Genomic DNA, 25,102 nt, shown 5'->3' on the forward strand with positions numbered 1-25,102 from the left:
ACCGACATGACCACCACACTGATCACCGGCGGGACCGTCGTCTCGGCGACCGGGCGGGGCGAGGCGGACGTGCTGATCGACGGCGAGACCATCGTCGCGGTGCTCGCCCCCGGCTCGCAGCTTCTGGGAACGGATGTCGCGGCCTCCGTCGACACGGTCATCGACGCCACCGGCAAGTACGTCATCCCCGGCGGCATCGACGCCCACACGCACATGGAGCTGCCCTTCGGCGGCACCGCGGCTTCCGACACGTTCGAGACCGGCACCCGCGCGGCGGCGTGGGGCGGCACGACGTCGATCATCGACTTCGCCGTGCAGCGCTACGGCGAGCGCGTGCAGGACGGCCTCGCGGCCTGGCACGAGAAGGCGCGCGGCAACTGCGCCATCGACTACGGCTTCCACCAGATCGTCGGCGGCGTCGACGACGATTCGCTCGCCGCGATGCGGGGGCTCCTGGACGAGGGCGTCTCGAGCTTCAAGCTGTTCATGGCCTACCCGGGGGTTTTCTACTCCGACGACGCGCAGGTGCTGAAGGCCATGCAGGTGTCGGCCGACACCGGGCTGCTCACGATGATGCATGCCGAGAACGGCCCGGCGATCGATGTGCTCGCGGCCCAGCTGGCCGAGGCGGGCAAGAAGGCGCCGTACTACCACGGCATCGCCCGGGCCTGGCAGATGGAGGAGGAGGCCACGCACCGCGCGATCATGCTCGCCAACCTCACCGGGGCGCCCCTGTACACGGTGCATGTGAGCTCGAAGCAGGCGGTGGATCAGATCGCCTGGGCGCGCGACCAGGGCTGGAACGTCTTCGGAGAGACCTGCCCGCAGTACCTGTACCTCTCGCTCGAAGAGCAGCTCGGCGGGTTCAGCGAGGAGTGGGGGCAGTTCGAGGGCGCCAAGTGGGTGTGCTCGACGCCGCTGCGCAGCCGCAAGGAGGGCCATCAGCACCACATGTGGCAGGCGCTGCGCACCAACGACATCCAGATGGTCTCGACCGACCACTGCCCCTTCTGCATGAAGGGCCAGAAGGATCTGGGCCTCGATGACTTCCGCGCCATCCCGAACGGGATCGGCTCGGTCGAGCACCGCATGGACCTCATGTACCAGGGCGTCGTGACAGGCAAGATCACGCTCGAGCGATGGGTCGAGCTGACGAGCACGACTCCCGCGCGCATGTTCGGCCTCTACGGCAGAAAAGGCGTCATCCAGCCCGGCGCGGACGGCGATGTCGTGGTCTACGACCCGAACGGCCACACCGCGATCTCGGCAGCGACGCACCACATGAACATGGACCACTCGGCGTGGGAAGGGTTCGAGATCGACGGGCACGTCGACACGGTGCTCTCGCGCGGCAAGGTGATCGTCGACAACGGCGAGTACCTCGGCGCCAAGGGCGACGGGCGCTTCCTCAAGCGCGGCCTGAGCCAGTACCTGATCTGAGACAACCGGTCGCTGGGCCTGTCGGAGCGCACTTCGACAGGCTCAGGGACCGCAAAGGAGAGACATGGACTTCGGCGTCGTACTGCAGACCAACCCGCCCGCCGCGCGCACCGTCCAGCTGGCGAAGCTCGCCGAGGCCCACGGCTTCAGCCACGTGTGGACCTTCGACTCGCACCTGCTGTGGCAGGAGCCCTACGTGATCCACTCGGCGATCCTCGCCGAGACCAAGCGGGTGACCGTCGGCCCGTTCGTCACGAACCCCGCGACGCGGGACTGGACGGTCACGGCATCCGTCTTCGCCACGCTCAACGAGATGTACGGCAACCGCACCGTCTGCGGCATCGGTCGCGGCGACTCCGCCGTGCGGGTGACCAACGGCAAACCCACCACGATGGCCGAGCTGCGCGAGTCCATCCACGTGATCCGCGAGCTGGCCAACTCGCGGCCGGTCGACTACAGGGGCGCGACGCTGCAGTTCCCGTGGAGCCGCGGATCGGAGCTGGAGGTGTGGGTTGCGGCCTACGGGCCCATGGCGCTGAAGCTCACCGGCGAGGTGGGCGACGGCTTCATCCTGCAGCTCGCAGACGTCGACATCGCCGCGTGGATGATCAAGACGGTGAAGGATGCCGCGGCGGCCGCCGGACGCGATCCGGAGTCGCTGTCGTTCTGCGTCGCCGCGCCGATGTACATCGGCGAGGACTGGGAGCACATGCGCGAGCAGTGCCGCTGGTTCGGGGGGATGGTCGGCAACCACGTGGCCGACATCGTCGCCAAGTACGGGCATCACAGTGCCGGAACAGAGGCGGGAGCGATCCCCGACGCGCTGGCCGACTACATCCGGGGTCGCCAGGGCTACGACTACAACACCCACGGCAAGGCCGACAACGACCATGTCGACTTCGTGCCCGACGACATCGTCGAGCGGTTCTGCATCCTGGGCACAGCCGACGAGCACATCGCGAAGCTCGAGCAGCTGCGCGCGCTGGGTGTCACGCAGTTCGCCGGCTATCTGCAGCACGACAACAAGGAAGAGACGATGCGGGTGTACGGCGAGACCGTCATTCCCGCGCTTCAGACTCACGTGGACGCCAAGAGATGACCGACCTTCGACAGGCGCCGGCACCGGGGAGCGGCCAGGAGCCTGCTCTTTCGCGGCCCCCCGCGCCGGGCGATCCCTCCCGGCCGGCCCGGGCGCCCCGCCCACGGTCGCGTCGCTCGGCGGCGCCGTGGCTGTGGGGCGTCGTCGGCGTCGCCGCGGTCGTGATCGCGTGGGAGCTGTACAAGCTCCTCGCGCCGGAGGACGGCGTGCTGGTGGCGGGCCTGCGAATCCTTCCCCGCACCACCGACCTCGCGATGCCCCACGTCTGGGACATGGCCGGACGCCTCCTCGCGCCCGTCACACGGCAGGAAGGATCGCCTCCGCTCTGGGGGGTCATCGCCGTCGGCGCCCTCACCACGCTCGGGATCGCAGCGGTGGGGTGGCTCGTCGGGATGATCGTGGGCTTCGCCTTCGCCCTGATCATGCAGCGCTGGCGTCTCGCCGAATGGGGGCTCCTGCCCTGGATCATCCTCAGCCAGACCGTGCCGCTCATCGCGTTCGCGCCGATCGTCAAGAGCTGGGGCTCGCGCATCGAGATCGGCGGATTCGAATGGCAGGACTGGATGTCGGTGGCACTCATCGCGTCGTATCTCGCCTTCTTCCCGATCGCCGTCGGAGCGCTGCGTGGGCTGCAATCGCCCGACCGCATCCATACCGAGCTCATGCACACGTACGCCGCCGGGTACTGGGCCACCCTGATGAAGCTGCGGCTGCCGGCATCCGTGCCCTATCTGCTTCCGGCGCTGCGGCTCGGCGCTGCGAACGCGGTCATCGGAGCGGTGGTGGCCGAGGTCTCGACGGGCCTGCAGGGCGGAATCGGGCGGCTGCTGATCCAGTTCGCCGGGCAGGCATCCGGCGATCCCGCCAAGGCATGGGGACCGATCTTCGGAGCCATCGCTCTCGGGCTGGTCGCCGCCGGCTCGGTGGCGCTGCTCGGACTGCTCCTGAAGGACTACCGCCGAGGAGAGGCAGCCTGATGACCCTTCGACACACCCCCGCAGCGCAGTCCGCCGGCTCAGAGGCGGGCGCCGCTGCGGTGAGCGTCCGCGCGACTTCGAAGGTCTTCCCTTCCAAGGCCGGCGACGTGACCGCGCTCGACGGCATCGAGCTCACGGTCCGCGAGGGCGAGTTCGTCTCGCTCATCGGTCCCTCCGGCTGCGGCAAGTCGACCCTGCTGCGGCTGATCGCCGACCTCGACACCGCGACCTCGGGCACGATCGAGGTGTTCGGCAAGCCTGCCGCGCGCGCGCGGCGCGATCAGGACTACGGCATCGCCTTCCAGCAGGCGGGGCTGCTCCCGTGGCGCACGGTGGCGGCCAACATCGCACTGCCGCTGGAGGTGCACGGCGTCGGCTCGGCACAGCGCAAGGCCCGCGTGGCCCCTCTCGCCGACCTCGTCGGCCTGTCGGACTTCGCGGACCGGTACCCGGATCAGCTCTCCGGCGGTATGCAGCAGCGCGTCGCGATCGCCCGTGCGCTGGCCGAGCAGCCGCGACTGCTGCTAATGGACGAGCCGTTCGGCGCGCTCGACGAGATGACCCGGGAGCGCATGCAGGCCGAGCTGTCGCGCATCGCCGCCGAGACCGGCGCCGCGGTCGTCTTCGTCACCCACTCGATCCCCGAGGCGGTGTTCCTGTCGGACCGCGTCGTCGTGATGTCGCCGCGGCCCGGCCGCATCACCACCGTCATCTCGACCGGGTTCGGCGGAGATCTGCCGCGCGCGGACTCGCTCCGCGAGACCCCCGAGTTCTTCGCCCGCGTCACCGCGGTGCGCGAGGCGCTACACGGCGCGCCGGTCCCCGGCGCGGGCAGGGAGCAGCGATGACCCTTCGACAGGCTCAGGGACCGGAGCGGGCTCACGGACCGGAGCGGGCTCAGGGATCGGAGCGGGCTCAGCGACCGGCGTCTGTCACGCCGCAGGGCTGGAGCCCGGCGACCGAGCGCCGCCTGCGCGTCATCGCCCCGATCGTCGTCGGGCTCCTCGGTCTCGCGCTGTGGCAGTTCCTGGTGAGCGTGGTCGGGGTCTCGGACTACCTGCTGCCGAGTCCCGCCGCCATCCTCCAGCAGCTGATCGAGTTCTCCTCCGCCATCCTGCAGGCGACCCTCGTCACCGGCACGAACGCACTCGTGGGGCTCGTCGTCGGGACGCTCGTGGCGATCCTCCTCGCGGCGCTCGCCGCCCGCTGGCGCGCGATCGACGGCATGTCGGCGCCGATCGTCGCATCGCTCGCCGTGGTTCCGATCGTCGCCCTGGCTCCGGTCCTGAACTCGATGTTCGGCGCCGACAGCCAGTTCGGCCGGCAGGCGATCGCCGCGCTCGCCGCCTTCGTCCCGGTGTTCCTCAACACCCTGCGCGGGCTTCGCCAGACGCGGCCGGTGCATCGTGACCTGATGCGGGTCTACGCCGCTTCGAGTGCCCAGGCCTTTCGCATGGTGACGCTGCCGACCGCGGTGCCCTACCTCATGACCGGCATCCGCATCGCGAGCTCGCTCGCCGTGATCTCGGCCCTCGTCGCCGAGTACTTCGGCGGGCCGCGCGGGGGGCTCGGCACGTTCATCGCCACCTCCGCCGCGACCAGCGCGTACGCCCGGGCGTGGGCGTACGTCGCCGCGGCCATCGCCCTCGGACTCGTCTTCTACCTCGCCACCGCGCTGCTCGAGTGGCTCGTGCTGCGCCGCATCCCCGCCGGAGGCGCACGATGACGCGCGCCGCCTCCCCCTCGTCCTCGTCCCGCGAGGCCGGCTCTGCACCACCACAGCAAATCCCGTAAGGGGACAGAAAGGATCGACATGAGACACAGCACACGTCGCTCGCTCGCGACAGGCGCGTTCGCGCTGTCGGCCGCACTCCTGCTGGCCGGATGCTCCGGCGGTGGCGGCGCCCCCGCGGAGAGCGAGGATGCCGAGGCGGGCGGGCTCACCCCGGTCAAGCTCCAGCTCCAGTGGCTGCCGCAGGCCCAGTTCGCCGGCTACTTCGCCGCCATCGATCAAGGCTATTTCGAGGAGGAGGGACTGGACGTCGAGATCATCCCGTCCGGCGGCGACATCGTGCCGCAGGACGCCCTCGCCAACGGCGACGTCGACTTCGCGATCGCCTGGGTCCCGAAGGTGCTCGGCTCGATCGAGGCCGGCGCGAACCTCACCGATATCGCGCAGATCTTCCAGCGCTCCGGCACGCTCCAGGTGTCGTGGGCGGACTCCGGCATCGAGTCCGTCGCCGACTTCGAGGGCAAGACCATCGGTTCGTGGGGGTTCGGCAACGAGTGGGAGATCTTCGCGGCCATGGCTGCGGAGGGCCTGGATTCCACGACCGTCCAGATCATCACGCAGGACTTCAACATGAACGCGTTCCTGCAGGGCGACATCGACGCGGCACAGGCCATGACGTACAACGAGTACGCGCAGCTGCTCGAGACGACGAACCCCGACACCGGCGAGCTTTACCAGCCGGAGGACTTCAACGTCATCAGCTATCAGGACACCGTCGGCGCCATGCTGCAGGACGCGATCTGGGCCGACACGGAACGGCTCGAGAGCGACGCGGAGTACGCCGACACCGCGGTCGCCTTCCTCAAGGCCGTGGTCAAGGGCTGGATGTTCGCGCGTGACAACCCGGAGGACGCCGCCGAGATCACCCTCGCGAACGGATCCGCATGGGGTCCGAGCCACGAGCTGTGGATGATGAACGAGATCAACAGGCTCATCTGGCCCTCGCCGGACGGCATCGGCATCATCGACGAGGCCGCCTGGCAGCAGACCGTCGACGGTGCTCTGGCGGCCGTCAACGAGACGGGCGCCCACCTGATCACCGAGGAGCCGCCTGCCAGCGCCTGGTCGAACGAGTACATCCAGCAGGCGCTGGACGAGCTCGAAGCCGACGGCGTCGATCTCACCGGCGACGACTTCGCGCCGATCGAGGTCGAGCTGCAGGAAGGCGGCAACTGACACCGCCCGGACGTTCCGTCCTGCTTCGTCCGCTCGGCGGCCGGGTTGTCTCTTGACCCTCGGTCGCCGAGCGACGAACGTTGCCTCACACGAGCCGTTCCATCATCGGGAGCCGATATGACCGACGACCTCGACACGCGCGCGAAGCAGCTGGACCGCGACCACGTGTTCCACTCGTGGTCGGCGCAGGCGGGTCTGGACCTGCCCGTCATCGCCGGCGGCGAGGGAACCGTCGTCTGGGACCACGCCGGCAATCGCATGCTCGACTTCGCGAGCCAACTGGTCAACGTGAACATCGGTCACCAGCATCCGGCCGTCGTCGAGGCGATTCGCGCGCAGGCCGCCGAGCTCGCCACGATCGGCCCGGCGACGGCGAACCTGACGCGCGGCGAAGCGGCGGCGCGCATCCTCGACAAGGCACCGGCCGGCTTCGCCAAGGTGTTCTTCACCAACGGCGGGGCCGACGCCATCGAGAACGCCATCCGCATGGCGCGTCTTCACGCTGCTCGTCAGAACCCCGGCCGCGACACCGTGCTGTCGACGTACCGCTCCTACCACGGCAACACCGGGGCGGCGATCGTCGCGACGGGCGATTGGCGACGGATGCCGAACCAGTACGCCCGCGGACACGTGCACTTCTTCGGGCCCTATCTGTATCGCAGCGAGTTCTGGGCGACGACACCGGAGGAGGAATGCGAGCGCGCCCTCCACCACCTGGAGCGCGTGATCCAGTCCGAAGGGCCGTCGACCATCGCGGCGATCCTGCTCGAGTCCGTTCCAGGGACCGCGGGCATCCTCGTGCCGCCGCCGGGGTACCTGGCCGGCGTGCGTGAGCTCTGCGACCGGTACGGCATCGTGCTGATCCTGGACGAGGTGATGTGCGGCTTCGGCAGGACCGGTCGCTGGTTCGCGTTCGAGGGATCCGACGTCGTCCCCGACCTCATCACCTTCGCGAAGGGCGTCAACTCCGGCTACGTGCCGGTGGGCGGCGTCATCATCTCGCAGGACATCTCGAGCACCTTCGACGACCGGATCTTCCCCGGGGGACTCACGTATTCCGGGCACCCGCTGGCCGCGGCATCCATCGTCGCCTCGATCGACGCCATGCAGAACGAGGGCATCGTCGACAACGCGCGCCAGGTGGGTCTGGAGGCGATCGGGCCCGGCCTGCAGAACCTTGCCGAGCGACACCGGCTCATCGGAGAGGTCCGCGGCGAAGGCGTCTTCTGGGCGATCGAGCTGGTCGCCGACGCCGACACGCGCGAACCGGTCGGACCGGACGTGATCGGCCGGCTGAAGAAGGAGCTGATGACGCGGGGGCTGCTGCCGTTCACGGCGGAGAATCGCATCCACGTCGTCCCGCCCTGCGTGGTCACCACCGGGGAGGTGGCTCAGGCGATGTCGATCTACGATGAAGCTCTGACGAGCGTCGAAGACGACCTCTTCTGACGCGCGCACGTCCCGAGTCGCCACGAAGGGCTCGAGGGACTTCCAAAGGAGGAACACGATGACAGACATGATGGAGCGCACCGACGAGGAGCGCACCGAGACCACGGTCCTCGATCACTGGGTGAACGGTGCGCCGTGGGCGGGGGCGTCCGAGCGCAGCGGCGACGTGTTCAACCCGGCGCTCGGCACCGTGCAGAAGCACGTGCGCTTCGCATCGACGGAGGATGTCGGGCACGCGGTCGACGTCGCCTCGGCGGCGTGGGTGCAGTGGCGCGACACGTCGATCGCGAAGCGCCAGGCGGTGATGTTCAGCTTCCGCGAGCTGCTGAACCAGCGCAAGGACGAGCTCGGCGAGATCCTCACCGCCGAGCACGGCAAGGTGCTCTCCGACGCGCTGGGCGAGATCGCCCGCGGCATGGAGGTCGTCGAGTTCGCGTGCGGCGTCGGCCACCTGACCAAGGGCGCCTACACCGAGAACGCCTCGAGCGGCATCGACGTCTACACGCTGCGTCAGCCGCTCGGCGTCGTCGGCATCATCAGTCCCTTCAACTTCCCCGCGATGGTCCCGCTGTGGTTCTTCTCCGTGGCGCTCGCGGCCGGAAACGCGGTGGTGCTCAAGCCCAGCGAGAAGGACCCGACCGCGGCCAACTGGATGGCCGCGCTCCTCACCGAGGCCGGCCTCCCCGACGGCGTCTTCAACGTCGTTCACGGAGACAAAGAGGCCGTCGACGCGCTCCTCGAGCACCCCGACGTGCGCGGCATCTCGTTCGTCGGCTCGACGCCGATCGCGAAGTACGTCTACGAGACGGCCACCTCGCACGGCAAGCGGGTGCAGGCCTTCGGCGGCGCGAAGAACCACATGCTCGTGCTGCCGGACGCTGACCTCGACCTCGCCGCCGATGCCGCCGTCAACGCGGGCTTCGGCTCAGCCGGCGAGCGCTGCATGGCGATCTCGGTCGTGCTCGCCGTCGACACGGTCGCCGACGAGTTCGTGCGCAAGGTGTCCGAGCGCATGGCGACGCTGCGCACCGGCGACGGAATGCGCGGCTGCGACATGGGCCCGCTCATCACCGGCCAGCACCGCGACAAGGTCACCTCGTACATCGACGTGGCCGCGTCGGACGGCGCAGCGGTCGTGGTCGACGGGCGCGACGTCGAGATCGACGGCGACCCGAACGGCTTCTGGCTCGGCCCGACCCTCATCGACAAGGTGCCGACCAGCTCTTCGGTGTACGCCGACGAGGTGTTCGGGCCGGTGCTGTCGGTCGTGCGGGTCGAGGGCTACGAAGACGGCCTCGAGATCATCAACTCGAGCCCCTACGGCAACGGCACCGCCATCTTCACGAACGACGGGGGCGCTGCCCGGCGCTTCCAGCACGAGGCCACGGTGGGGATGATCGGCATCAACGTGCCGATCCCGGTGCCGGTGGCGTACCACTCGTTCGGCGGCTGGAAGGCCTCGCACTTCGGCGACACCAAGGCATACGGCCCGCACGCCTTCGAGTTCTTCACGGCCGAGAAGGCGGTCACCTCGCGCTGGCTCGATCCGTCGCACGGCGGCCTGAACCTGGGATTCCCCCCAGCACTCCTGAGTGCACGTGAGGCCGGTGTCCCGGTTCCTCCGTCTCATGTCCCGAACTCGCCCACGTCGGGTGTGCTGAGGGAGCGAAACCGGGGCACGGCCCTGAAGGAGGTCACACCTCGCGCGGTGGGACGAAGACGGTGATCGCTCGAGGGACGGCGACGCAGCGCAGCGTGAACTCGTCGCCGGGCTCCTCTTCGAGCTCGCCGTCGTGCACGAAGACCGACGGATGCCCCGGCCCCGGCCGGACCGTCACCTCGAACTCCGAGACGACCAGGCGCTCGACGTCCGATCGCGGCGGCATGAGGCGCAGTGCGCGGAGCACGGCGGCGGTGCGCCGGCCGAAGGCGAGCGACGCGATCGCCCGGGCGCGCGTGCCGCGCGCGTGGTGGATGCGCACGTCGAGCACCGGCTCTTCGAGGTGCTCGCGCTGCATCGTCGCGACGCGTCGCGGATCGTTCCGTCCGACGCCGACGAACACCGACCACACGCGCGCCCGGCGCCCGTCCCGGGCCACGGTGATCGCCTCGGCGCCGCGCATGGTCCGCCAGGCCGCGACGACCCCGCCGAGCCACTTGCCCAGCCGGGCACGGTGCCGCTCGCGCTCGTCGATGAGCTCGGGGTAGGTGCCGACCGAGACGGCGTTGAGCGCCAGGATCGGGGCGGCGTCACCCGCCGTCACCTCTACCGCGCTGACCTCGATCGTGGTGCCGGCCTCGAACGCGTCGAGGGCGGTGGCGACGTCAGTCAGGCCCGCCGACCGGGCGAAGTGATTGAACGTGCCGCCCGGCAGCACCAGCAGCGGCCGTCCGTGCTCACGTGCCAGCTGCGCCATGCGCGACACGGAGCCGTCACCGCCATAGACGCCCAGCACCGAGGGCGCGGCATCCGATGCCATCGCGGCCGCGACGATCTCGCCCAGGTCGTCGCCTTCGCCGAGCTCGCGGACGACGGCCTCGGGCAGCCGCTCGGCCAGAAGCCCCGCGGGGTCGAGACGGAGCACCGCGGTGCCCGACTGCGCGTTGCGCACGATGAACACTCCACGTCCGGTGGCGGCGGAGGGCGAGGGCGGCGCAGACGGCATGGCCCGAGGCTACCCCGCCCACAACCGCGGCCCGTCCCTGGTCATCGCTCACAGGCTTCGCAGAATCGCGCGCACCTCGCAGCGAATCACCGGAAATCTGCGAGCTTCGCGGCGATCTGCGAAGTCTGTAAGCCAGAGCCCGGTCCCGTCACGCCGGAAGGATGGGGCGGTTCTCGTAGAACGTCTGCAGCACGACGGTGGTGCGCGTGTTGACCGAGGCGGCGAGACGGATGTCGCGGATCAGCGATTCGAGATGCCGCGGCGACGCCACCCGCGCGAACAGCATGTAGCTCGCGTCGCCGGCGATCGAGTGGCACGCCTCGATTTCGGCGAGGTGCTCGAGCAGCTCGGGCGCATCGTCGGGCTGCGCAGGATCCAGCGGCGTGATTTCGATGAACGCCGACAGCGGCTTGCCCACCGCCTCGGGATCGACCGCCGCGCGATAGCCGGTGATCACGCCGCGGGTCTCGAGCCGCCGCAGTCGCGATTGCACCGCTGACACCGACAGCCCGACGGCGACCGAGAGCTCCGCGAGGGTCGCGCGGGCGTTGAGCGAAACCTCGTGCACGATCCGCTGATCGACAGGATCCTCCATACATGGAAGAATACCTGTCAGATCCGGCTTCAGCCGGAAATATTCCTGTCTACGCCCTCTTCCTCGAAGATCGGAGGTTCCCATGCCCATGACCGCGCACACCGCGAAGTCCATCGTCGGAGAGCCCGAGGTTCTCGAGGACGCCCTTCGACAGTCTCAGGGACCGCTCGCCGAGGCCGTCGAGACGTCTCCCGCGTGGCTGTCGCTGAAGGCGGCCGCGATCGCGCTGCAGACGATTCAGGCGCAGGACGGTTCGATCCCCGATGCCGAAAGTCTCTCCGAGGCACGCGAGCATGTCGCCGCGATCACCGCCGCGATCGAGAAGCTGCGGCCGCTCTTCCCCCACGACGACGACTACCTCGCGGCATCCGTTCGCGACTTCGAGCGGTGGGCCGACGAGGGTTTCGGGATTCCCGACTTCCTCGAGTCGCTCGTGGCGTTCCAGCCGCAGCAGCACCGGATCGACGGCATCCGTCATCTCGTCGTCTTCCCGATGTACACCCAGAACGGCTCGTCCAACCGGTTCGTCGAGGCGGTGCTGGTCGAGGTGATCTGGCCCGAGTTCATCGGCCAGCTCGAGAGCGAGTACACGAACCGGCTGTTCGTCTCGCTGCGGTTCCTCGACTTCACCCCGGGCTACGACACGAACAGCGCGGTGCTCTTCCCCGAGACGGTCGCGATGCGCGAGACGCCGCCGTTCACGTGGGGCGCGATCTTCCAGGATCGCGAGGCCGCGCGCTACCGCCGGGTGGTCCGGGCGGCCGCCGAGATCACGAAGCTCGAGCTTCCGGCCGACGCGGCGCGCATGCTCGACGACCAGGCGCTCACCGAGAAGACCTTCGTGATGTGGGACATCATCCACGACCGCACGCACATGCGTGGCGACCTGCCGTTCGACCCGTTCATGATCAAGCAGCGGATGCCGTACTTCCTGTACTCGCTGGAGGAGCTGCGCTGCGACCTCACGGCCTTCCGAGAGTGCGTGGCGATCCAGAAGCGGCTGGCCCTTCGACAGGCTCAGGGACCGGCGACGGTTGCTGAGCCCGCTGCGGCTGCTGGGCCCGCCGACGCACTGACAGCGGCGGAGGTCGAGATGCTCGACCACGCGAGACTCGTTCAGTACGCGGTGATCTTCGACCGGATCTTCCGGTTCGCGATCACCGGCTCGCGGGTCCGCAACTACGACGGTCTGGGCGGCCAGCTGCTGTTCGCCTGGCTGCACCAGCGCGGCGTTCTGCACTGGACCGACACGTCGCTCGCGTTCGACTGGGACGACGTGCCCGACGCCGTCGTCGCCCTCGCCGACGCGATCGACGAGCTGTACTGGCGTTCGATCGACCGGCCGAAGACGGCGCACTGGCTCGCCGCGTACGAGCTGGTCCGCTCGACCCTCACGCCCCATCCCGCGTCGGCCTGGGCCCGCGGCCTGCCGGACGAGATCCTGACGGGCGCGCCGAAGGGCTTCACCGACGCCGTGATGGACGACGAGTTCCCACTGTCGATGTTCTACGAGGCGCTCGCGAAGAAGATGAAGCCCGTGATCGAGTCGACCGCCGGCATCACGGGCGGCCATGACTGATACGAGCGCCTCGGGAAAACTCGTGCTGCTGGCGGGGGCGACGAGTGCCTCCGGCCTCGCGGCGGCGCGCATCCTCGCGGGCCAGGGCGCGCGTGTGATCGGCGTCGGGCGGGACGAGGCGAAGCTCGAGGCGCTGGCGACCGAGGCTCCGGGCACCCGCATCGAGGTGTGCGATCTGACCGACGAGGCTCAGGTCGCCGATCTCGCCGCCCGGGTCCACGCCGACGAGGGACCCGTCGACGGCGTGCTCCACCTGGTCGGCGGCTGGCGCGGGGGCGGCGGGCTCGCCGGGCAGACCGACGCCGACTACCGGTTCCTCGAGCGGTCGTTCACGGCGCTCCGCCACGTCAGCCGAGCGTTCGACGCGGACCTTCTCGCGTCCGGCGCCGGGCGCCTCGCCGTCGTCTCGTCGACGGCGGTCGCGCGGCCCCTCGCGGGCGGCGCGAACTACGCCGCCGTCAAGGCCGCGACCGAGGCCTGGGCGCGCGCTGTCGCGCAGGGCTGGGCGAAGGCGGCCCGGGACTCCGGCGAGCCGCTGCGCGCGGCATCCGTCATCTTCCGCGTGAAGGCGCTCGAGGGCCTCGAGGAGCGCCTCGCGCGCAGTTACGCCGACCTGTTCGTCGCTGGTGCCGACGGGATCAACGACACGATCGTCGAACTCACTCCCCCGTCGTCCTGATGCGGCCCCGATCGGCGGCTGATGCGTGCCCGCCAGCAGGCTGAGCCTGCCCTCTTCGCGGAACTCGTTGCGTTATTGCGAGGGCGGCGGCCGGCGAACGCCACCCCCAGCCTGCGCTCGGGCACGCTTCCGCACCGCCGACTAGATTGGACCCCCGTGACCACGATCCACGACCCGAACCTGCGCGGCTTCGCATCCGACAACTACTCCGGCATCCATCCCGAGGTGCTCGCGGCCATCACCGCCGCCAACGAAGGACACCAGGTGTCTTACGGCGAGGACGCCTACACCGCACGGCTGCAGGAGGTGTTCGCGCACCACTTCGGCGAGGGCGTCGAGGCGTTCCCGGTCTTCAACGGCACCGGGGCGAACGTCGTGGGCATGCAGTCGATGCTCCCTCGCTGGGGCGCGGTGGTCGCCGCTGCGACGGCTCACATCAACGTCGACGAGGGCGGAGCGCCCGAGCGCGTCGCGGGCATCAAGCTCCTCACCGTGCCCACCGACGACGGCAAGCTCACCCCCGAGCTCATCGACCGCGAGGCGTGGGGGTGGGGCGATGAGCACCGGGCGCAGCCACTCGCCGTCTCGATCACGCAGTCGACCGAGCTCGGCACGCTCTACACCGTCGACGAGATCCGGGCCATCGCCGACCACGCGCACGGCCTCGGCATGAACGTGCACATGGACGGCTCCCGGATCTCCAACGCCGCGGCATCCCTCGGCGTGCCCTTCCGCTCGTTCACCCGTGACGCCGGCGTCGACGTGCTCAGCTTCGGCGGCACCAAGAACGGCGCGATGCTCGGCGAGGCGATCGTCGTGCTCAATCCCGACGCTTCCCGCGGACTCACCTACCTGCGCAAGCTCGACATGCAGCTCTCGTCGAAGATGCGGTTCGTGTCAGCCCAGCTGGTCGCGCTGCTCGAGGGCGACCTGTGGCTGCGCAACGCGTCGCACTCGAATGCGATGGCGCAGCGCCTGCGTGCCGGCGTCGAGGCGGGCCTCGCTGACGGCTCGATCCGCGGCGTGGCCTTCACGCAGCCGACGCAGGCGAACGGCGTGTTCGCGACCCTGCCGGCGGGCGTCGCCGACCGTCTGCGCGAGTCGTTCCGCTTCTACGACTGGGATGCCGCCAAGAACGAGGTTCGCTGGATGTGCAGCTTCGACACGTCCGAGAACGACATCGACGCCTTCATCGCCGCGATCGCCCGCGAGACCACCGCAGCCGCGTAGTCCACGACCGCGGGACCTCTCTCCCGCGGTCGGGAGACCCGGGAGGGCCGGTCCTCGAGCGGGCTTGCACAGGAGTTTCGGCCTTCCACAGGACGATCGGCTTGGGAAGCCTCCTGTAGAGCCCGAGTTCTCCGCCGGTCGGCCCGCGGCTCAGGACTCCGAGGCCTCGGCGCCTTCGATCTCCGCGCCCTGGGCTTTCGCTCCCTCGGCCGCGGATCCTCCGGCGTGGTCGCCGTCGACGGCCTCGACGAGCTCGGCCAGCTCCGCGTCGATGTCTTCGACCGACACCTCGCGCTCGTCCTCGGCACGAGCGTCGACCGGAGCATCCTTCGCTGCGGCGTCGGTCGCCGCGGGCGCAGCGCCATCGGCGACCGTTCCGACGGCGGCGTCGGGCCGGATGAGCTCCTTGACCTCGGCCATGAAGCTCGTGAGCTGGTGCTGCTGCCACCTCAGCTGGCGGGTGCGGTCCTCGGCATCGCGCAGCACGGACTCCGAGTGGGTGGTGACGAGCTCCATGATGCGCTGCGCCTTGGACCGCGCCTGGTCGAGGTGCTCGCGGGCCCGGATGTGCGCGTCCGCCTCGATCTGCTGCGACTGGGCGCGCATCAGACGCTCGAAGTCCTCGGCCTTGCCGGCCACGCGCTGAGCGTGCTCCAGCGACGCGGTGACCTGCTCGTTGGCGTCCTGCGTGATGCGCTCCGCATGAGCGACAGCCTGGTTGTGCAGCACCAGGAACTCCTGATGCGCGTCATCCTGCCGGCGGGTGAGGGATGCCTCGAACTCGAGTGCGCGCACGCGCAGCTCCCGCACCGCCTCCTCGGCCTCGGAGCGGTCGCGCGCCGTCTCACGAGCGACCATGGAACGCAGCGCCGCGGCGCCCTTCTCGGCCTCGGAGCGGATTGCCGCCGCCTCGCGCTCGGCCTGCGAGATCTTCTCGGCCGCGTGCGCGCCCTCACGTTCGAGGCGGGCATCGTGCGCGGTCAGCTCGGTGTCGATCTTGAGCCGCGCCTGCTGGGCCTCGTGCTGCGCCTGCGAGATGATCGCCTCCGCCTCGGCGCGCGCCGAACTCCGGCGGTTCTCGATCTCTTCGCGCGCAGCCTCGAGCAGCCGGTCGCCCTGCACCGTGGCGTTGCGGAGCAGCACGCCGGCCTGCTCCTCGGCGACGCGCAGCACCTCGTCGAACTGGCGACGGCTCGGAGTCTCGGCGGGAGTCCCGGCCAGCTCTTCGGCGAGCGCCTGCACCTGATGCTCGGCGTCGGCGGCGCGCGCGGTCGCCGCGGCGAGCTCGGCCTGCAGCTGCCCGATGCGGTCACCGCTCTCGGCCCGCGCGGTCGACGCTTCCGCCTGGGCCGCCTCGACCTCGGCGGTGAGGCGTTCGAGCTCGGCGCCGCGCCTGGCCTCCGCCGCATCGACCTCGTCCTGCAGCTCGCCCTTGAGCTGGGCTCGCAGGCGCTCGAGCTCGCCGCTGAGCTGTGCCCGGGTCGCCTCGAGCTCGGTCTCGAGCCGCTCGGACTTCGCCCGGCTCTGCGCGACGGCAGCGCCCGCACGGCGCTGGTGCTGCTTCAGCTGCGCGATCTCGTCGGTCGCAGCCTGCACGCGGCCTTGCAGGCCCGCGATCGTCGCGTCGACCTCGTCCTTGTCGTAGCCGCGGAAGGTGGTGGCGAAGTCCGGGCGGTCATCGGCGACAGCCGCTGAGCCGATCAGGCTGTCGAAGGGGCTGGCGGCTTCCGACGCGGCGTGCTCGTGGGGCTCGGAGGATTCCGACATGACGTCTCCAGATCTCAGGCGGTCCCCCGACCACGGGGAAGACTACCGTTCCCACCTCGCCGGCGGGAACCGCATGTGGAAAGCGAGATCGGCCGACCCGCTCCGGCGGGCGGCGACGCCGGTCAGCGCAGCGCGCCGACGCTCGCGAGAGCGAGCCGGATGAGGGTGCCGCGGCCGCCCTCCATCTCGGCCGCCAGCGCATCGGACGCGGCCTCGGCGGGCGCCATCCAGGTCACCTCGAGCGCGTCCTGGCGGGGTTCGCACGTGCCCGTCACAGGCACCACGAACGCGAGCGAGACGGCGTGCTGCCGGTCGTCGTGGAACGCGCTGACGCCCGGGATCGGGAAGTACTCCGCCACGGTGAAGGGCGTCGGCTGGGTGGGCAGCAGGGGGAAGGCCATCGGACCGAGGTCGTTCTCGAGGTGCCGGAAGAGGGCATCGCGCACGGTCTCGCCGTACCGCACGCGGCCCGAGACGATGGTCCGCGTGATCTCGCCGACGGGCGTGGCCCGCAGCAGGATGCCGACCTCGATCACCTGCCCCATGCCGTCGGTGCGCACCGGCACGGCTTCGACGTAGAGCATCGGGATGCGCCGGCGGGCCTCTTCGAGCTCGATGTCGCTCAGCCAGGCCGGGTTCGAGACGTTGCCGCTCGGCGGGCCGAACGGCTCGTCGCCCGACGGCTCGGGGTCGGGGGTGCGCACGGACATGACTCCTGTATACCGCTTCGCGGCCGAACGTCACCGATATCGGTGCGTGAGGCATGTGGATCGGTACGCTGACGGCAGACCCGTGGAGGAGCGCTATGTCGAACGATGCACCCCAGACCACGTTCAGCCGCATCCAGGACATCGTCGGCGTCTTCCTCCTCTCGGTCATGGCGGTGATGACCGCGTGGTGCGGCTTCGAGTCATCGAAGTGGGGCGGCGAGATGTCGATCGCCTTCAGTGAGGCGTCGGGCGCGCGCATCCAGGCGACGAGCGCCGAGGGCGAGGCGCGGGCGGCGCAGCAGTTCGATCTCACCATCTATGCGCAGTGGGTGCTCGCGAACGCCGACGGCGAAACCGAGCTGGTGCAGTACATCGAGGACCGCTTCACCCCGCACTTCGCGGTCGCCTTCGACGCGTGGCAGGCCGACGGCATGCAGGAGAACGGCCCCTTCGCGGTCGACGAGTACGTCCCGCCGGGCGAAGTCGAGGCCGCCGAGCTCTCGGCGAGGGCCGACGCCAAGTTCGCCAAGGCGCTCGGCGACAACCAGCGCGGCGACAACTACTCGCTGCTCACGGTGCTCTTCGCCCTCGTCCTCTTCCTGACCGCGATGTCGCAGCGCGACGTGCGCACCTGGATCGGCCGCGTGCTGCTGGGGCTGGCGGTCGTGGTCGCGATCGTCGGCGTCGGCATCCTGACCACCTTCCCGATCAAGATCTGACGCGCGCTCGCCGAGACGGCAGGATGGATCCGTGAGTTCGCACGCGCCTCTCGACCTGGCGGCCGTCCTGTGGTCTGTCGAGCCCGCCGAACGAGCGGGCCGGCCCCTTCTCGTGCTGCTGCACGGGTACGGAGCCGACGAGCGGGACCTCTTCGCGCTGGTCCCCCACCTCCCCGCGCAGTTCGTCGTGGCGGCCGTCCGCGCGCCGCTGGCCCCGCCGTTCCCGACTCCGGGGTACTCCTGGTACGCGATCGACGGTCTCGACGGTCGTGACGTTTCGCACGTCACCGCCGCAGCGCACGGACTGATCGAGTGGGCGGATGCCGCGGCCGGCGCCTTCGACTCGATCGGCCTTCTCGGCTTCTCCCAGGGCGGCGCCGTGTCGCTCCAGGCGATGCGGCTCGATCCGGAGCGGTTCGCTTTCGCCGTGAACCTGTCGGGGTACGCGACTCCCGGCGATCTGCCGGGCGACGCAGAACTGGCCGAGCGACGCCCGCCGGTGTTCTGGGGACGCGGCACCCACGACGACGTCATCCCGCCGTTCCTCGTGGACCACACGACGCAGTGGCTGCCAGCGCACGCCGACCTGAGCGGCCGCGTCTACCCGGGCCTGACGCACAGCGTGTCGGAGCAGGAGCTGGACGACGTGCGGGTGTTCCTCGACAAGCGCCTGGCCGACCTCGCGTCCGCGGCGGATTGAGCCGACCGGCAGACAAACGGCCGAGGCATCCGCTATGGTGTTCACGGCTTTGTTCCCGACGTGAGGAAATCCGTTGAAGCTCATCGACGCGACCGCGCTGTAATCGCGCTGCTCCGTCGACTCTCGACGACAGCGCACCGATTCCGCGCTGACCGTCGATCCGCCGCCTCCCCGCGGCTCCGGCGTCCTCTCAGGACCGGAGCATCCGGGCGATCGCCGGCACCGGTGTCAGCGCATGACTGTCACTGGAGGCCTCATGCCCGCTCACACCCTCACTCCATCCATCGTCCTCGACCGGGTCTCGTTCGCGTGGCCCGACGGCACCGCCGCCCTCTCCGACGTGTCGGGCTCGTTCGGCGCCGGCCGCACTGGCCTGGTGGGGCGGAACGGCTCGGGGAAGTCCACACTGCTGCGCCTCATCGCCGGCGAGCTCACCCCGTCGGCCGGGCACGTCACCACGACGGCGGACGTCTCATACCTGCCGCAGCGCCTGACGCTCGACGTCACGCGTCCCGTCGCCGACCTGCTCGGCGTGGGCGACACGCTGAGGGCGCTGCGCGCCATCGAGTCCGGCGACGCCGACCCGCGCCACTTCGACGCGGTCGGCAACGACTGGGACGTCGAGGCGCGCGCCCACGCCGCGCTCGCCGAGGCGGGCCTTCGCCCCGACATGCTCGACCGCAGCGTCGGGCAGCTCTCGGGCGGCGAGGCGGTGCTGACCGCGATCGCCGGCATCCGTCTGCGAGGAGCGCCGATCGCACTGCTCGACGAGCCGACGAACAACCTCGATCGAGACGCCCGTGCGCGCCTCTCCGAGATGGTTCGCGGCTGGCGCGGCGCGCTGGTCGTGGTCAGCCACGACACCGCGCTCCTCGAGCTGGTCGATGACACGGCCGAGCTCTATGCCGACGAGCTGTCGGTCTTCGGCGGCCCCTACTCGGAATGGCGGGCGTGGCTCGACGCCGAGCAGGGCGCGGCCCGTCAGGCCGAGACCGCCGCAGCCGCGGCGCTGCGGCGAGAGAAGCGGGAGCGCATCGAGGCCGAGACGACGCTGTCGCGACGCGCGGCGATGGGCCGGAAGGCGCAGCTCGAGAAGCGCGTGCCGAAGATCATCGCCGGCGGACGCAAGATGGCCGCACAGGTGTCGGCCGGAAAGCTCCGCGGCGAGAAGGCCGACCGCGAGGCGAGCGCCCGCGCCGCGCTGGACGCGGCCGAGCGCCGCGTGCGCGACGACGACAGCATCAGGATCGACCTGCCCGATCCCGGAGTTCCGGCGGGGCGCCGCATCGCGACCCTCGGCGACGGCGAGCGATCGTGGACAGTCCAGGGTCGCGAGCGCGTGGCCCTCATCGGGCCGAACGGCGCGGGCAAGACGACGCTGCTCGAGCGGCTGGTCGGTGTCTCCGGACGCAACTCCGGAGAAACCGATGCGTACGGGGCCGAAACGGCTTCTCCCGTCGATGCGAACCCGCTTTTCAGGAGTTCGGTACGCGCCGAGCTGCACACCGACCGCGTCGGCTACCTGCCGCAGCGCGTGGGCGGGCTCGAGGACGCCGGCCTGGATGACGCCGCCTCGGTGCTCGAGAACATCGCCGCCGCCGCGCCGCACGTCCCGACGGTCGAGCTGCGCAACCGGCTCGCGCGGTTCCTCATCCGCGGCGCGGCAGTGGAGCGGCCGGTGGCGACGCTGTCGGGCGGCGAGCGGTTCCGCGTCGCGCTGGCACGGCTGCTGCTGGCCGACCCGACGCCGCAGCTGCTGGTGTTCGACGAGCCGACGAACAACCTCGATCTCGACACGGTCGGCCAGTTCGTCGACGCGCTCGCGGCCTATCGCGGCGCGGTGCTCGTCGTCAGCCACGACGACGCGTTCCTCGAGCGCATCGGCGTGGACCTGGTCCTCGAGCTCGACCACGACGGCACGCTCACCGAGAGGACCCTCGCCGAGCGGTGAGGGGTACCGGCGCGGGGACGGATACGGCACGATGGCCCCATGGCTGTCCTCGTCCGTCCCCGCACCGGCCGCGTCATCGGCGGCGTGTGCGCGGCCATCGCGAACCGCTTCGAGATGAGCGCCACCGTCATCCGGGTGGTCATGGCCGGCTCGGTCGTGTTCTTCGGCCTGTCGATCGGCCTGTACCTGATCCTCTGGCTGCTGATCCCGCTCGAGCGCGGCTGATCGCACGCACCGATGGGCGGCTCACCCGCCCGGCAATCGGGGGCCTGCACCCGTGACGGCAGGGCGAGCGGTGAATCAGGCTGGGGAGATGAACGAACTCGTCAGACCCCGCCAAGGACGCTGGTTCGCCGGCGTCTGCCTCGCCGTCGCCAACCGGTTCGGCTGGAGCGTCGCGCTCGTCCGGATCCTCGCGATCGTCGCCGTGGTGTTCTTCGGCCTGTCGCTCTGGGCGTACATCCTGCTCTGGATCGTCGTGCCGACCGAGCGCTGACTGGCGTCAACCCCGCCCCGATGTCGGTGCGAGCGACGAAGATGGAGGGATGGGCGACGTCCTCGAGCGGTTCGGTCCTGCCACGCAGGACTGGTTCCGCGGCGCCTTCCCCGCCCCGACCGACGCGCAGATCGGCGCATGGCAGGCGATCTCGGCCGGGCGGCATGCGCTCGTCGTCGCCCCGACGGGCTCGGGCAAGACGCTCTCGGCCTTCCTCTGGGCCATCGACCGGGTCTTCCACGAGAAGGCGGTGGCCCCGGCATCCGCCCCCGCGAAGGGGAGGAAGAGAGCCGCACCCGCTGCCCCGCCACCCGGCACCCGGATCCTCTACATCTCGCCGCTGAAGGCGCTCGGAGTGGATGTCGAGCGCAACCTGCGCTCGCCGCTCGTGGGCATCGGGCAGTCCGCGCGGCGACTGGGCATCGCCGTCCCCGACGTGACCGTCGGCGTCCGCTCCGGCGACACGACGTCGAGCGACCGGCGCAAGCTCGTGTCGGCGCCGCCCGACATCCTCATCACGACGCCCGAGTCGCTGTACCTCATGCTGACGAGCCAGGCCGGGCAGACGCTGCGCGACGTGCACACCGTGATCGTCGACGAGGTGCACGCCGTCGCGGCGACCAAGCGCGGTGCTCATCTCGCGGTGAGTCTGGAGCGGCTCGAGGCGCTGCGCCAGTCGTTCGACCCGGAGGCGGCGCCCGCGCAGCGCATCGGCCTCTCGGCGACAGTGCGGCCGATCGACGAGGTCGCCCGGTTCCTCGGCGGCGCAGCGCCGGTCGACATCGTCGCGCCTCGCGCGAGCAAGGCCTTCGACATGAAGGTGGTCGTCCCGATCGACGACATGCTCAATCCGCCGCCCCCTCCCAGCGCCTGGACGAGCGACGCCGCCGACCCGGGCACGACGGACGAGACGCTCCCCGTAGCCGAGGCGATCGACGAGGACTGGTTCGCCGACGGCACGGCGGGTGCCGGCGGGCGAAGCCGCGCCACCGGCGCCGGCGAGACCGAGGTCACGGGCTCGGTGTGGCCGCACGTCGAAGAGGCGATCGTCGACCGCATCGTGCAGCACCGCTCCACGATCGTGTTCTGCAATTCGCGTCGCCTCGCCGAGCGGCTCACGGGTCGCCTGAACGAGATCTACTCCGAGCGCCTCGGGCTCGACCTTCCCGACGCCGCCGTGCCCGCGGCGATGATGGCCCAGGCCGGCGCGACCGCCGGCGCCGATCCGGTGCTCGCGAAGGCGCACCACGGATCGGTGTCGAAGGAGCAGCGCGCCCAGGTCGAGGACGAGCTGAAGTCCGGCATCCTGCGCTGCGTCGTCGCGACGAGCAGCCTCGAACTGGGCATCGACATGGGCGCGGTCGACCTCGTGATCCAGGTCGAGGCGCCGCCGAGCGCGGCATCGGGCCTGCAGCGCATCGGGCGAGCCGGGCACCAGGTGGGCGAGGTCAGCCGCGCCGCGCTCTTCCCCAAGCACCGCGGCGACGTGCTGCACACGGCGATCGTCACCGAGCGCATGCTGGCCGGCCAGATCGAGGCGATATCGATCCCGCAGAATCCGCTCGACATCCTCGCGCAGCAGACGGTGGCGGCCGCCGCGGTCGGTCCGCTCGACGTCGAGGGCTGGTTCGAGACCCTCAAGCGCAGCGCGCCGTTCCGCTCGCTTCCCCGCTCGGCCTACGAGGCGACGCTCGACCTCATCGCCGGCCGCTTCCCCTCCGACGAGTTCGCCGAGCTGCGCCCTCGGGTCGTGTGGGATCGCGACCTCGGCGTGATCACGGGCCGGCCGGGGTCTCAGCGCATCGCGGTGACGAGCGGCGGCACCATCCCCGACCGCGGGCTGTTCGGCGTCTTCATCGCCGGTGAGTCCTCGAACGCCCGCGTGGGCGAGCTCGACGAGGAGATGGTCTACGAGTCGCGCGTCAACGACGTGTTCACGCTCGGCACGACGAGCTGGCGCATCGTCGAGATCACCCACGATCGCGTCAACGTGGTGCCCGCGTTCGGCCAGCCCGGCAAGGTGCCGTTCTGGCACGGCGACGGCATCGGGCGCCCGGCCGAGCTCGGCGAAGCGCTCGGCAAGTTCTCTCGCGAGGTGTCGACGGCGAAGGCCGATAAGGCCGAGGAGCGCCTGCGGGACGCCGGCCTCGACGACTACGCGCAGGGCAATCTGCTGGCCTATCTCGCCGAGCAGCGCGAGGCGACCGGCACCCTGCCCACGGACCGGCAGCTGACCATCGAGCGCGGCCGAGACGAGGTCGGCGACTGGCGCGTGATCCTGCATTCCCCGTACGGCATGCAGGTGCACGCGCCGTGGGCGCTGGCCGTCAATGCACGGATCCGGGAGCGGCTCGGGGTCGAGGGCTCGGCGGTCGCCAGCGACGACGGCATCATCGCCCGGATCCCGGATGCCGCGGCAGAGCCCCCCGGCGCCGAGCTCTTCGTCTTCGATCCCGATGAGCTCGAGCAGATCGTGACCGAAGAGGTGGGCGGCTCCGCCCTCTTCGCCTCGCGGTTCCGGGAGTGCGCCGCCCGCGCGCTGCTCATGCCCCGCCGCAACCCAGGGCGCCGCACCCCGCTGTGGCAGCAGCGGCAGCGCTCGGCGCAGCTGCTCGAGGTCGCCCGGCGCTATCCGACGTTCCCCATCATCCTCGAGACGCTGCGCGAGGTGCTGCAGGACGTCTACGACGTCCCCGCCCTGCTGCGGATCGCCCGCAGCATCGGCGACCGCCGCATCCGGCTCGTCGAGACCGAGCCGCCCCAACCCTCGCCCTTCGCGCGCGACCTGCTCTTCGGATATGTCGGCGCGTTCATGTACGAAGGCGACTCGCCGCTGGCCGAACGCCGGGCGGCGGCGCTGTCGGTCGACCCGGCCCTGCTGGGCGAGCTCCTCGGCAAGGTCGAGATGCGCGAGCTGCTCGATCCGGACGTCATCGCGCAGTTCGAGCGCGAGGCGCAGCGGCTCGATCCCGAGCGCCGTGCGCGCGGGCTGGAAGGCGTCGCCGATCTGCTGCGCCTGCTCGGGCCGCTCGCGGCGGCCGAGGTGGCTGTGCGCCTGGAGGGCGACTCCGAGGGAGAACCCGCGACGGCGGCCGCGGCATCCGCCCTTCTTGACGAACTGGTCACGGCGCGGCGCGCGATTCCCGTCACCATCGCCGGGGTGACGCGCGTCGCGGCCATCGAAGACGCCGGGCGCCTGCGCGACGCCCTCGGGGCCGCGCTCCCGGTCGGCATCCCGAACGCCTTCCTCGAGCCGCTGGCCGATCCGCTGGGCGACCTGCTCGCCCGGTACGCGCGCACGCACGGTCCGTTCACGGCGGATGCCGCGGCTGAGCGCCTCGGCATCGGCGTCGCGGTCGCCCGGCACACTCTCCAGCGGCTCGAGTCGCAGGGCCGTGTCTCGAGCGGGTTCTTCCTGCCGGCGTCGTCGGGTCCGGCCGCGGGCGGTACGGGCGACGACTCGGAGTGGTGCGATTCCGAAGTGCTGCGGCGACTGCGCATGCGCTCGCTCGCGGCCATTCGCGGGAGCGTCGAGCCCGTCCCGCAAGACGCGTACGCCCGGTTCCTTCCGGTGTGGCAGCACGCGGTGCGCCCGCTCGAGGGCATCGACGGGGTGGCCGCGGTGGTCGAGCAGCTGGCCGGCATGCCCATCCCCGCCAGCGCGTGGGAGTCGCTGATCCTTCCGGCACGGGTGTCGGACTACACGCCCGGCATGCTCGACGAGCTCACCGCCACCGGCGAGGTGGTCTGGTCAGGTCACGGGAGCCTCGCCGGGCGGGACGGATGGATCGCCCTGCACCCCGCCGATGCGGTGCCGCTGACATTGAGCCCGCCCGACGAGGCCGGAGAGGTCGCACCGGGCTCGCTCGACGCCCAGCTGCTCGCGACCCTGGATGCCGGCGGGGCGTTCTTCGCCGCCCAGCTGCGCCAGCTGACCGGTGCCGAGAACGAGCAGTCCGTCGTTGAGGCGCTGTGGCGCCTCACCTGGAGCGGCCGGGTCTCCAACGACACGTTCGCCCCGGTGCGCAGCCTGGTCTCGGGCGGATCGCAGGCGCACCGCATCAGCCGGCGCGCCCC

Annotated in this window: 21 protein-coding genes; 17 read left to right on the forward strand and 4 right to left on the reverse strand. The window is 70.6% G+C overall.

The window, feature by feature from the left end; all coding sequences use genetic code 11:
• Positions 1–6 precede the first annotated feature (6 nt).
• From hydA to WYM_RS20315, 8 genes are all read left to right on the forward strand, one after another.
• Positions 7–1,440, forward strand: a complete 1,434-nt coding sequence (gene hydA / locus WYM_RS13915; protein WP_019181458.1) for a dihydropyrimidinase — start codon at positions 7–9, stop codon at positions 1,438–1,440.
• Between the two features lie 64 nt (positions 1,441–1,504).
• Positions 1,505–2,539: a TIGR03842 family LLM class F420-dependent oxidoreductase gene (locus WYM_RS13920; RefSeq protein WP_019181459.1), complete on the forward strand. Its 1,035-nt coding sequence runs from the start codon at positions 1,505–1,507 to the stop codon at positions 2,537–2,539.
• The gene (locus tag WYM_RS13925; protein WP_083866242.1) at positions 2,536–3,516 is read left to right on the forward strand and encodes an ABC transporter permease; all 981 of its coding nucleotides are present in this window, start codon (positions 2,536–2,538) and stop codon (positions 3,514–3,516) included. The genes WYM_RS13920 and WYM_RS13925 overlap by 4 nt, the downstream gene beginning before the upstream one ends.
• The gene (locus tag WYM_RS13930; protein ID WP_019181461.1) at positions 3,516–4,364 is read left to right on the forward strand and encodes an ABC transporter ATP-binding protein; all 849 of its coding nucleotides are present in this window, start codon (positions 3,516–3,518) and stop codon (positions 4,362–4,364) included. Before WYM_RS13925 ends, WYM_RS13930 begins: the two co-directional genes overlap by 1 nt.
• Positions 4,361–5,242 carry an ABC transporter permease gene (locus WYM_RS13935; protein WP_019181462.1) on the forward strand — a complete coding sequence of 294 codons (882 nt, stop codon included), beginning with the start codon at positions 4,361–4,363 and terminating at the stop codon, positions 5,240–5,242. The genes WYM_RS13930 and WYM_RS13935 overlap by 4 nt, the downstream gene beginning before the upstream one ends.
• A gap of 87 nt (positions 5,243–5,329) precedes the next feature.
• Positions 5,330–6,484: an ABC transporter substrate-binding protein gene (locus WYM_RS13940; RefSeq protein ID WP_019181463.1), complete on the forward strand. Its 1,155-nt coding sequence runs from the start codon at positions 5,330–5,332 to the stop codon at positions 6,482–6,484.
• A gap of 117 nt (positions 6,485–6,601) precedes the next feature.
• Positions 6,602–7,933, forward strand: a complete 1,332-nt coding sequence (locus WYM_RS13945; protein ID WP_019181464.1) for an aspartate aminotransferase family protein — start codon at positions 6,602–6,604, stop codon at positions 7,931–7,933.
• 58 nt (positions 7,934–7,991) lie between these two features.
• Positions 7,992–9,659 (forward strand): CoA-acylating methylmalonate-semialdehyde dehydrogenase, encoded by a 1,668-nt coding sequence (locus tag WYM_RS20315; RefSeq protein WP_019181465.1) that lies wholly within the window; start codon positions 7,992–7,994, stop codon positions 9,657–9,659.
• On the opposite strand, the gene WYM_RS13955 is transcribed toward WYM_RS20315, so the two are convergent.
• Complete coding sequence (locus WYM_RS13955; RefSeq protein WP_051008137.1) at positions 9,628–10,599, reverse strand: diacylglycerol/lipid kinase family protein; 972 nt, start codon at positions 10,597–10,599, stop codon at positions 9,628–9,630. The two genes, WYM_RS20315 and WYM_RS13955, sit on opposite strands and share 32 nt — an antisense overlap.
• A gap of 148 nt (positions 10,600–10,747) precedes the next feature.
• Positions 10,748–11,194, reverse strand: a complete 447-nt coding sequence (locus WYM_RS13960; protein ID WP_019181467.1) for an Lrp/AsnC family transcriptional regulator — start codon at positions 11,192–11,194, stop codon at positions 10,748–10,750.
• Between the two features lie 82 nt (positions 11,195–11,276).
• On the opposite strand from WYM_RS13960, the gene WYM_RS13965 reads away from it, so the two are divergent.
• The 3 genes from WYM_RS13965 to WYM_RS13975 all read left to right on the forward strand — a co-directional run bounded on the left by WYM_RS13965 (position 11,277) and on the right by WYM_RS13975 (position 14,682).
• Complete coding sequence (locus WYM_RS13965) at positions 11,277–12,773, forward strand: DUF6421 family protein (RefSeq protein ID WP_019181468.1); 1,497 nt, start codon at positions 11,277–11,279, stop codon at positions 12,771–12,773.
• The gene (locus WYM_RS13970) at positions 12,766–13,452 is read left to right on the forward strand and encodes an SDR family NAD(P)-dependent oxidoreductase (RefSeq protein WP_026059825.1); all 687 of its coding nucleotides are present in this window, start codon (positions 12,766–12,768) and stop codon (positions 13,450–13,452) included. Before WYM_RS13965 ends, WYM_RS13970 begins: the two co-directional genes overlap by 8 nt.
• 156 nt (positions 13,453–13,608) lie before the next feature.
• Positions 13,609–14,682 carry a threonine aldolase family protein gene (locus WYM_RS13975; protein ID WP_019181470.1) on the forward strand — a complete coding sequence of 358 codons (1,074 nt, stop codon included), beginning with the start codon at positions 13,609–13,611 and terminating at the stop codon, positions 14,680–14,682.
• A 150-nt stretch (positions 14,683–14,832) separates the two neighbouring features.
• Here the strand turns inward: WYM_RS13975 and WYM_RS20320 are convergent, their stop codons facing one another.
• On the reverse strand, positions 14,833–16,449 hold the full coding sequence (locus WYM_RS20320; protein WP_019181471.1) for a hypothetical protein: 1,617 nt from the start codon (positions 16,447–16,449) through the stop codon (positions 14,833–14,835).
• 122 nt (positions 16,450–16,571) lie between these two features.
• The gene (locus WYM_RS13985) at positions 16,572–17,159 is read right to left on the reverse strand and encodes an NUDIX hydrolase family protein (RefSeq protein ID WP_019181472.1); all 588 of its coding nucleotides are present in this window, start codon (positions 17,157–17,159) and stop codon (positions 16,572–16,574) included.
• 95 nt (positions 17,160–17,254) lie between these two features.
• Here WYM_RS13985 and WYM_RS13990 point away from each other — a divergent pair, with 95 nt between their 5' ends.
• The 6 genes from WYM_RS13990 to WYM_RS14015 all read left to right on the forward strand — a co-directional run.
• Complete coding sequence (locus tag WYM_RS13990; RefSeq protein WP_019181473.1) at positions 17,255–17,878, forward strand: hypothetical protein; 624 nt, start codon at positions 17,255–17,257, stop codon at positions 17,876–17,878.
• 31 nt (positions 17,879–17,909) lie between these two features.
• Positions 17,910–18,578: an alpha/beta hydrolase gene (locus tag WYM_RS13995; protein WP_019181474.1), complete on the forward strand. Its 669-nt coding sequence runs from the start codon at positions 17,910–17,912 to the stop codon at positions 18,576–18,578.
• Positions 18,579–18,834: 256 nt separating this feature from the next.
• On the forward strand, positions 18,835–20,529 hold the full coding sequence (locus WYM_RS14000) for an ABC-F family ATP-binding cassette domain-containing protein (protein WP_019181475.1): 1,695 nt from the start codon (positions 18,835–18,837) through the stop codon (positions 20,527–20,529).
• 39 nt (positions 20,530–20,568) lie between these two features.
• On the forward strand, positions 20,569–20,754 hold the full coding sequence (locus WYM_RS14005) for a PspC domain-containing protein (protein WP_019181476.1): 186 nt from the start codon (positions 20,569–20,571) through the stop codon (positions 20,752–20,754).
• Between the two features lie 88 nt (positions 20,755–20,842).
• Complete coding sequence (locus WYM_RS14010; RefSeq protein WP_019181477.1) at positions 20,843–21,025, forward strand: PspC domain-containing protein; 183 nt, start codon at positions 20,843–20,845, stop codon at positions 21,023–21,025.
• Between the two features lie 49 nt (positions 21,026–21,074).
• On the forward strand, positions 21,075–25,102 hold a 4,028-nt coding region (locus WYM_RS14015; RefSeq protein ID WP_019181478.1), incomplete at its 3' end, for a DNA glycosylase AlkZ-like family protein.

The sequence above is a fragment of the Microbacterium yannicii PS01 genome (genome assembly GCF_000304335.1).
Classification (GTDB): Bacteria; Actinomycetota; Actinomycetes; order Actinomycetales; family Microbacteriaceae; genus Microbacterium; species Microbacterium yannicii_A.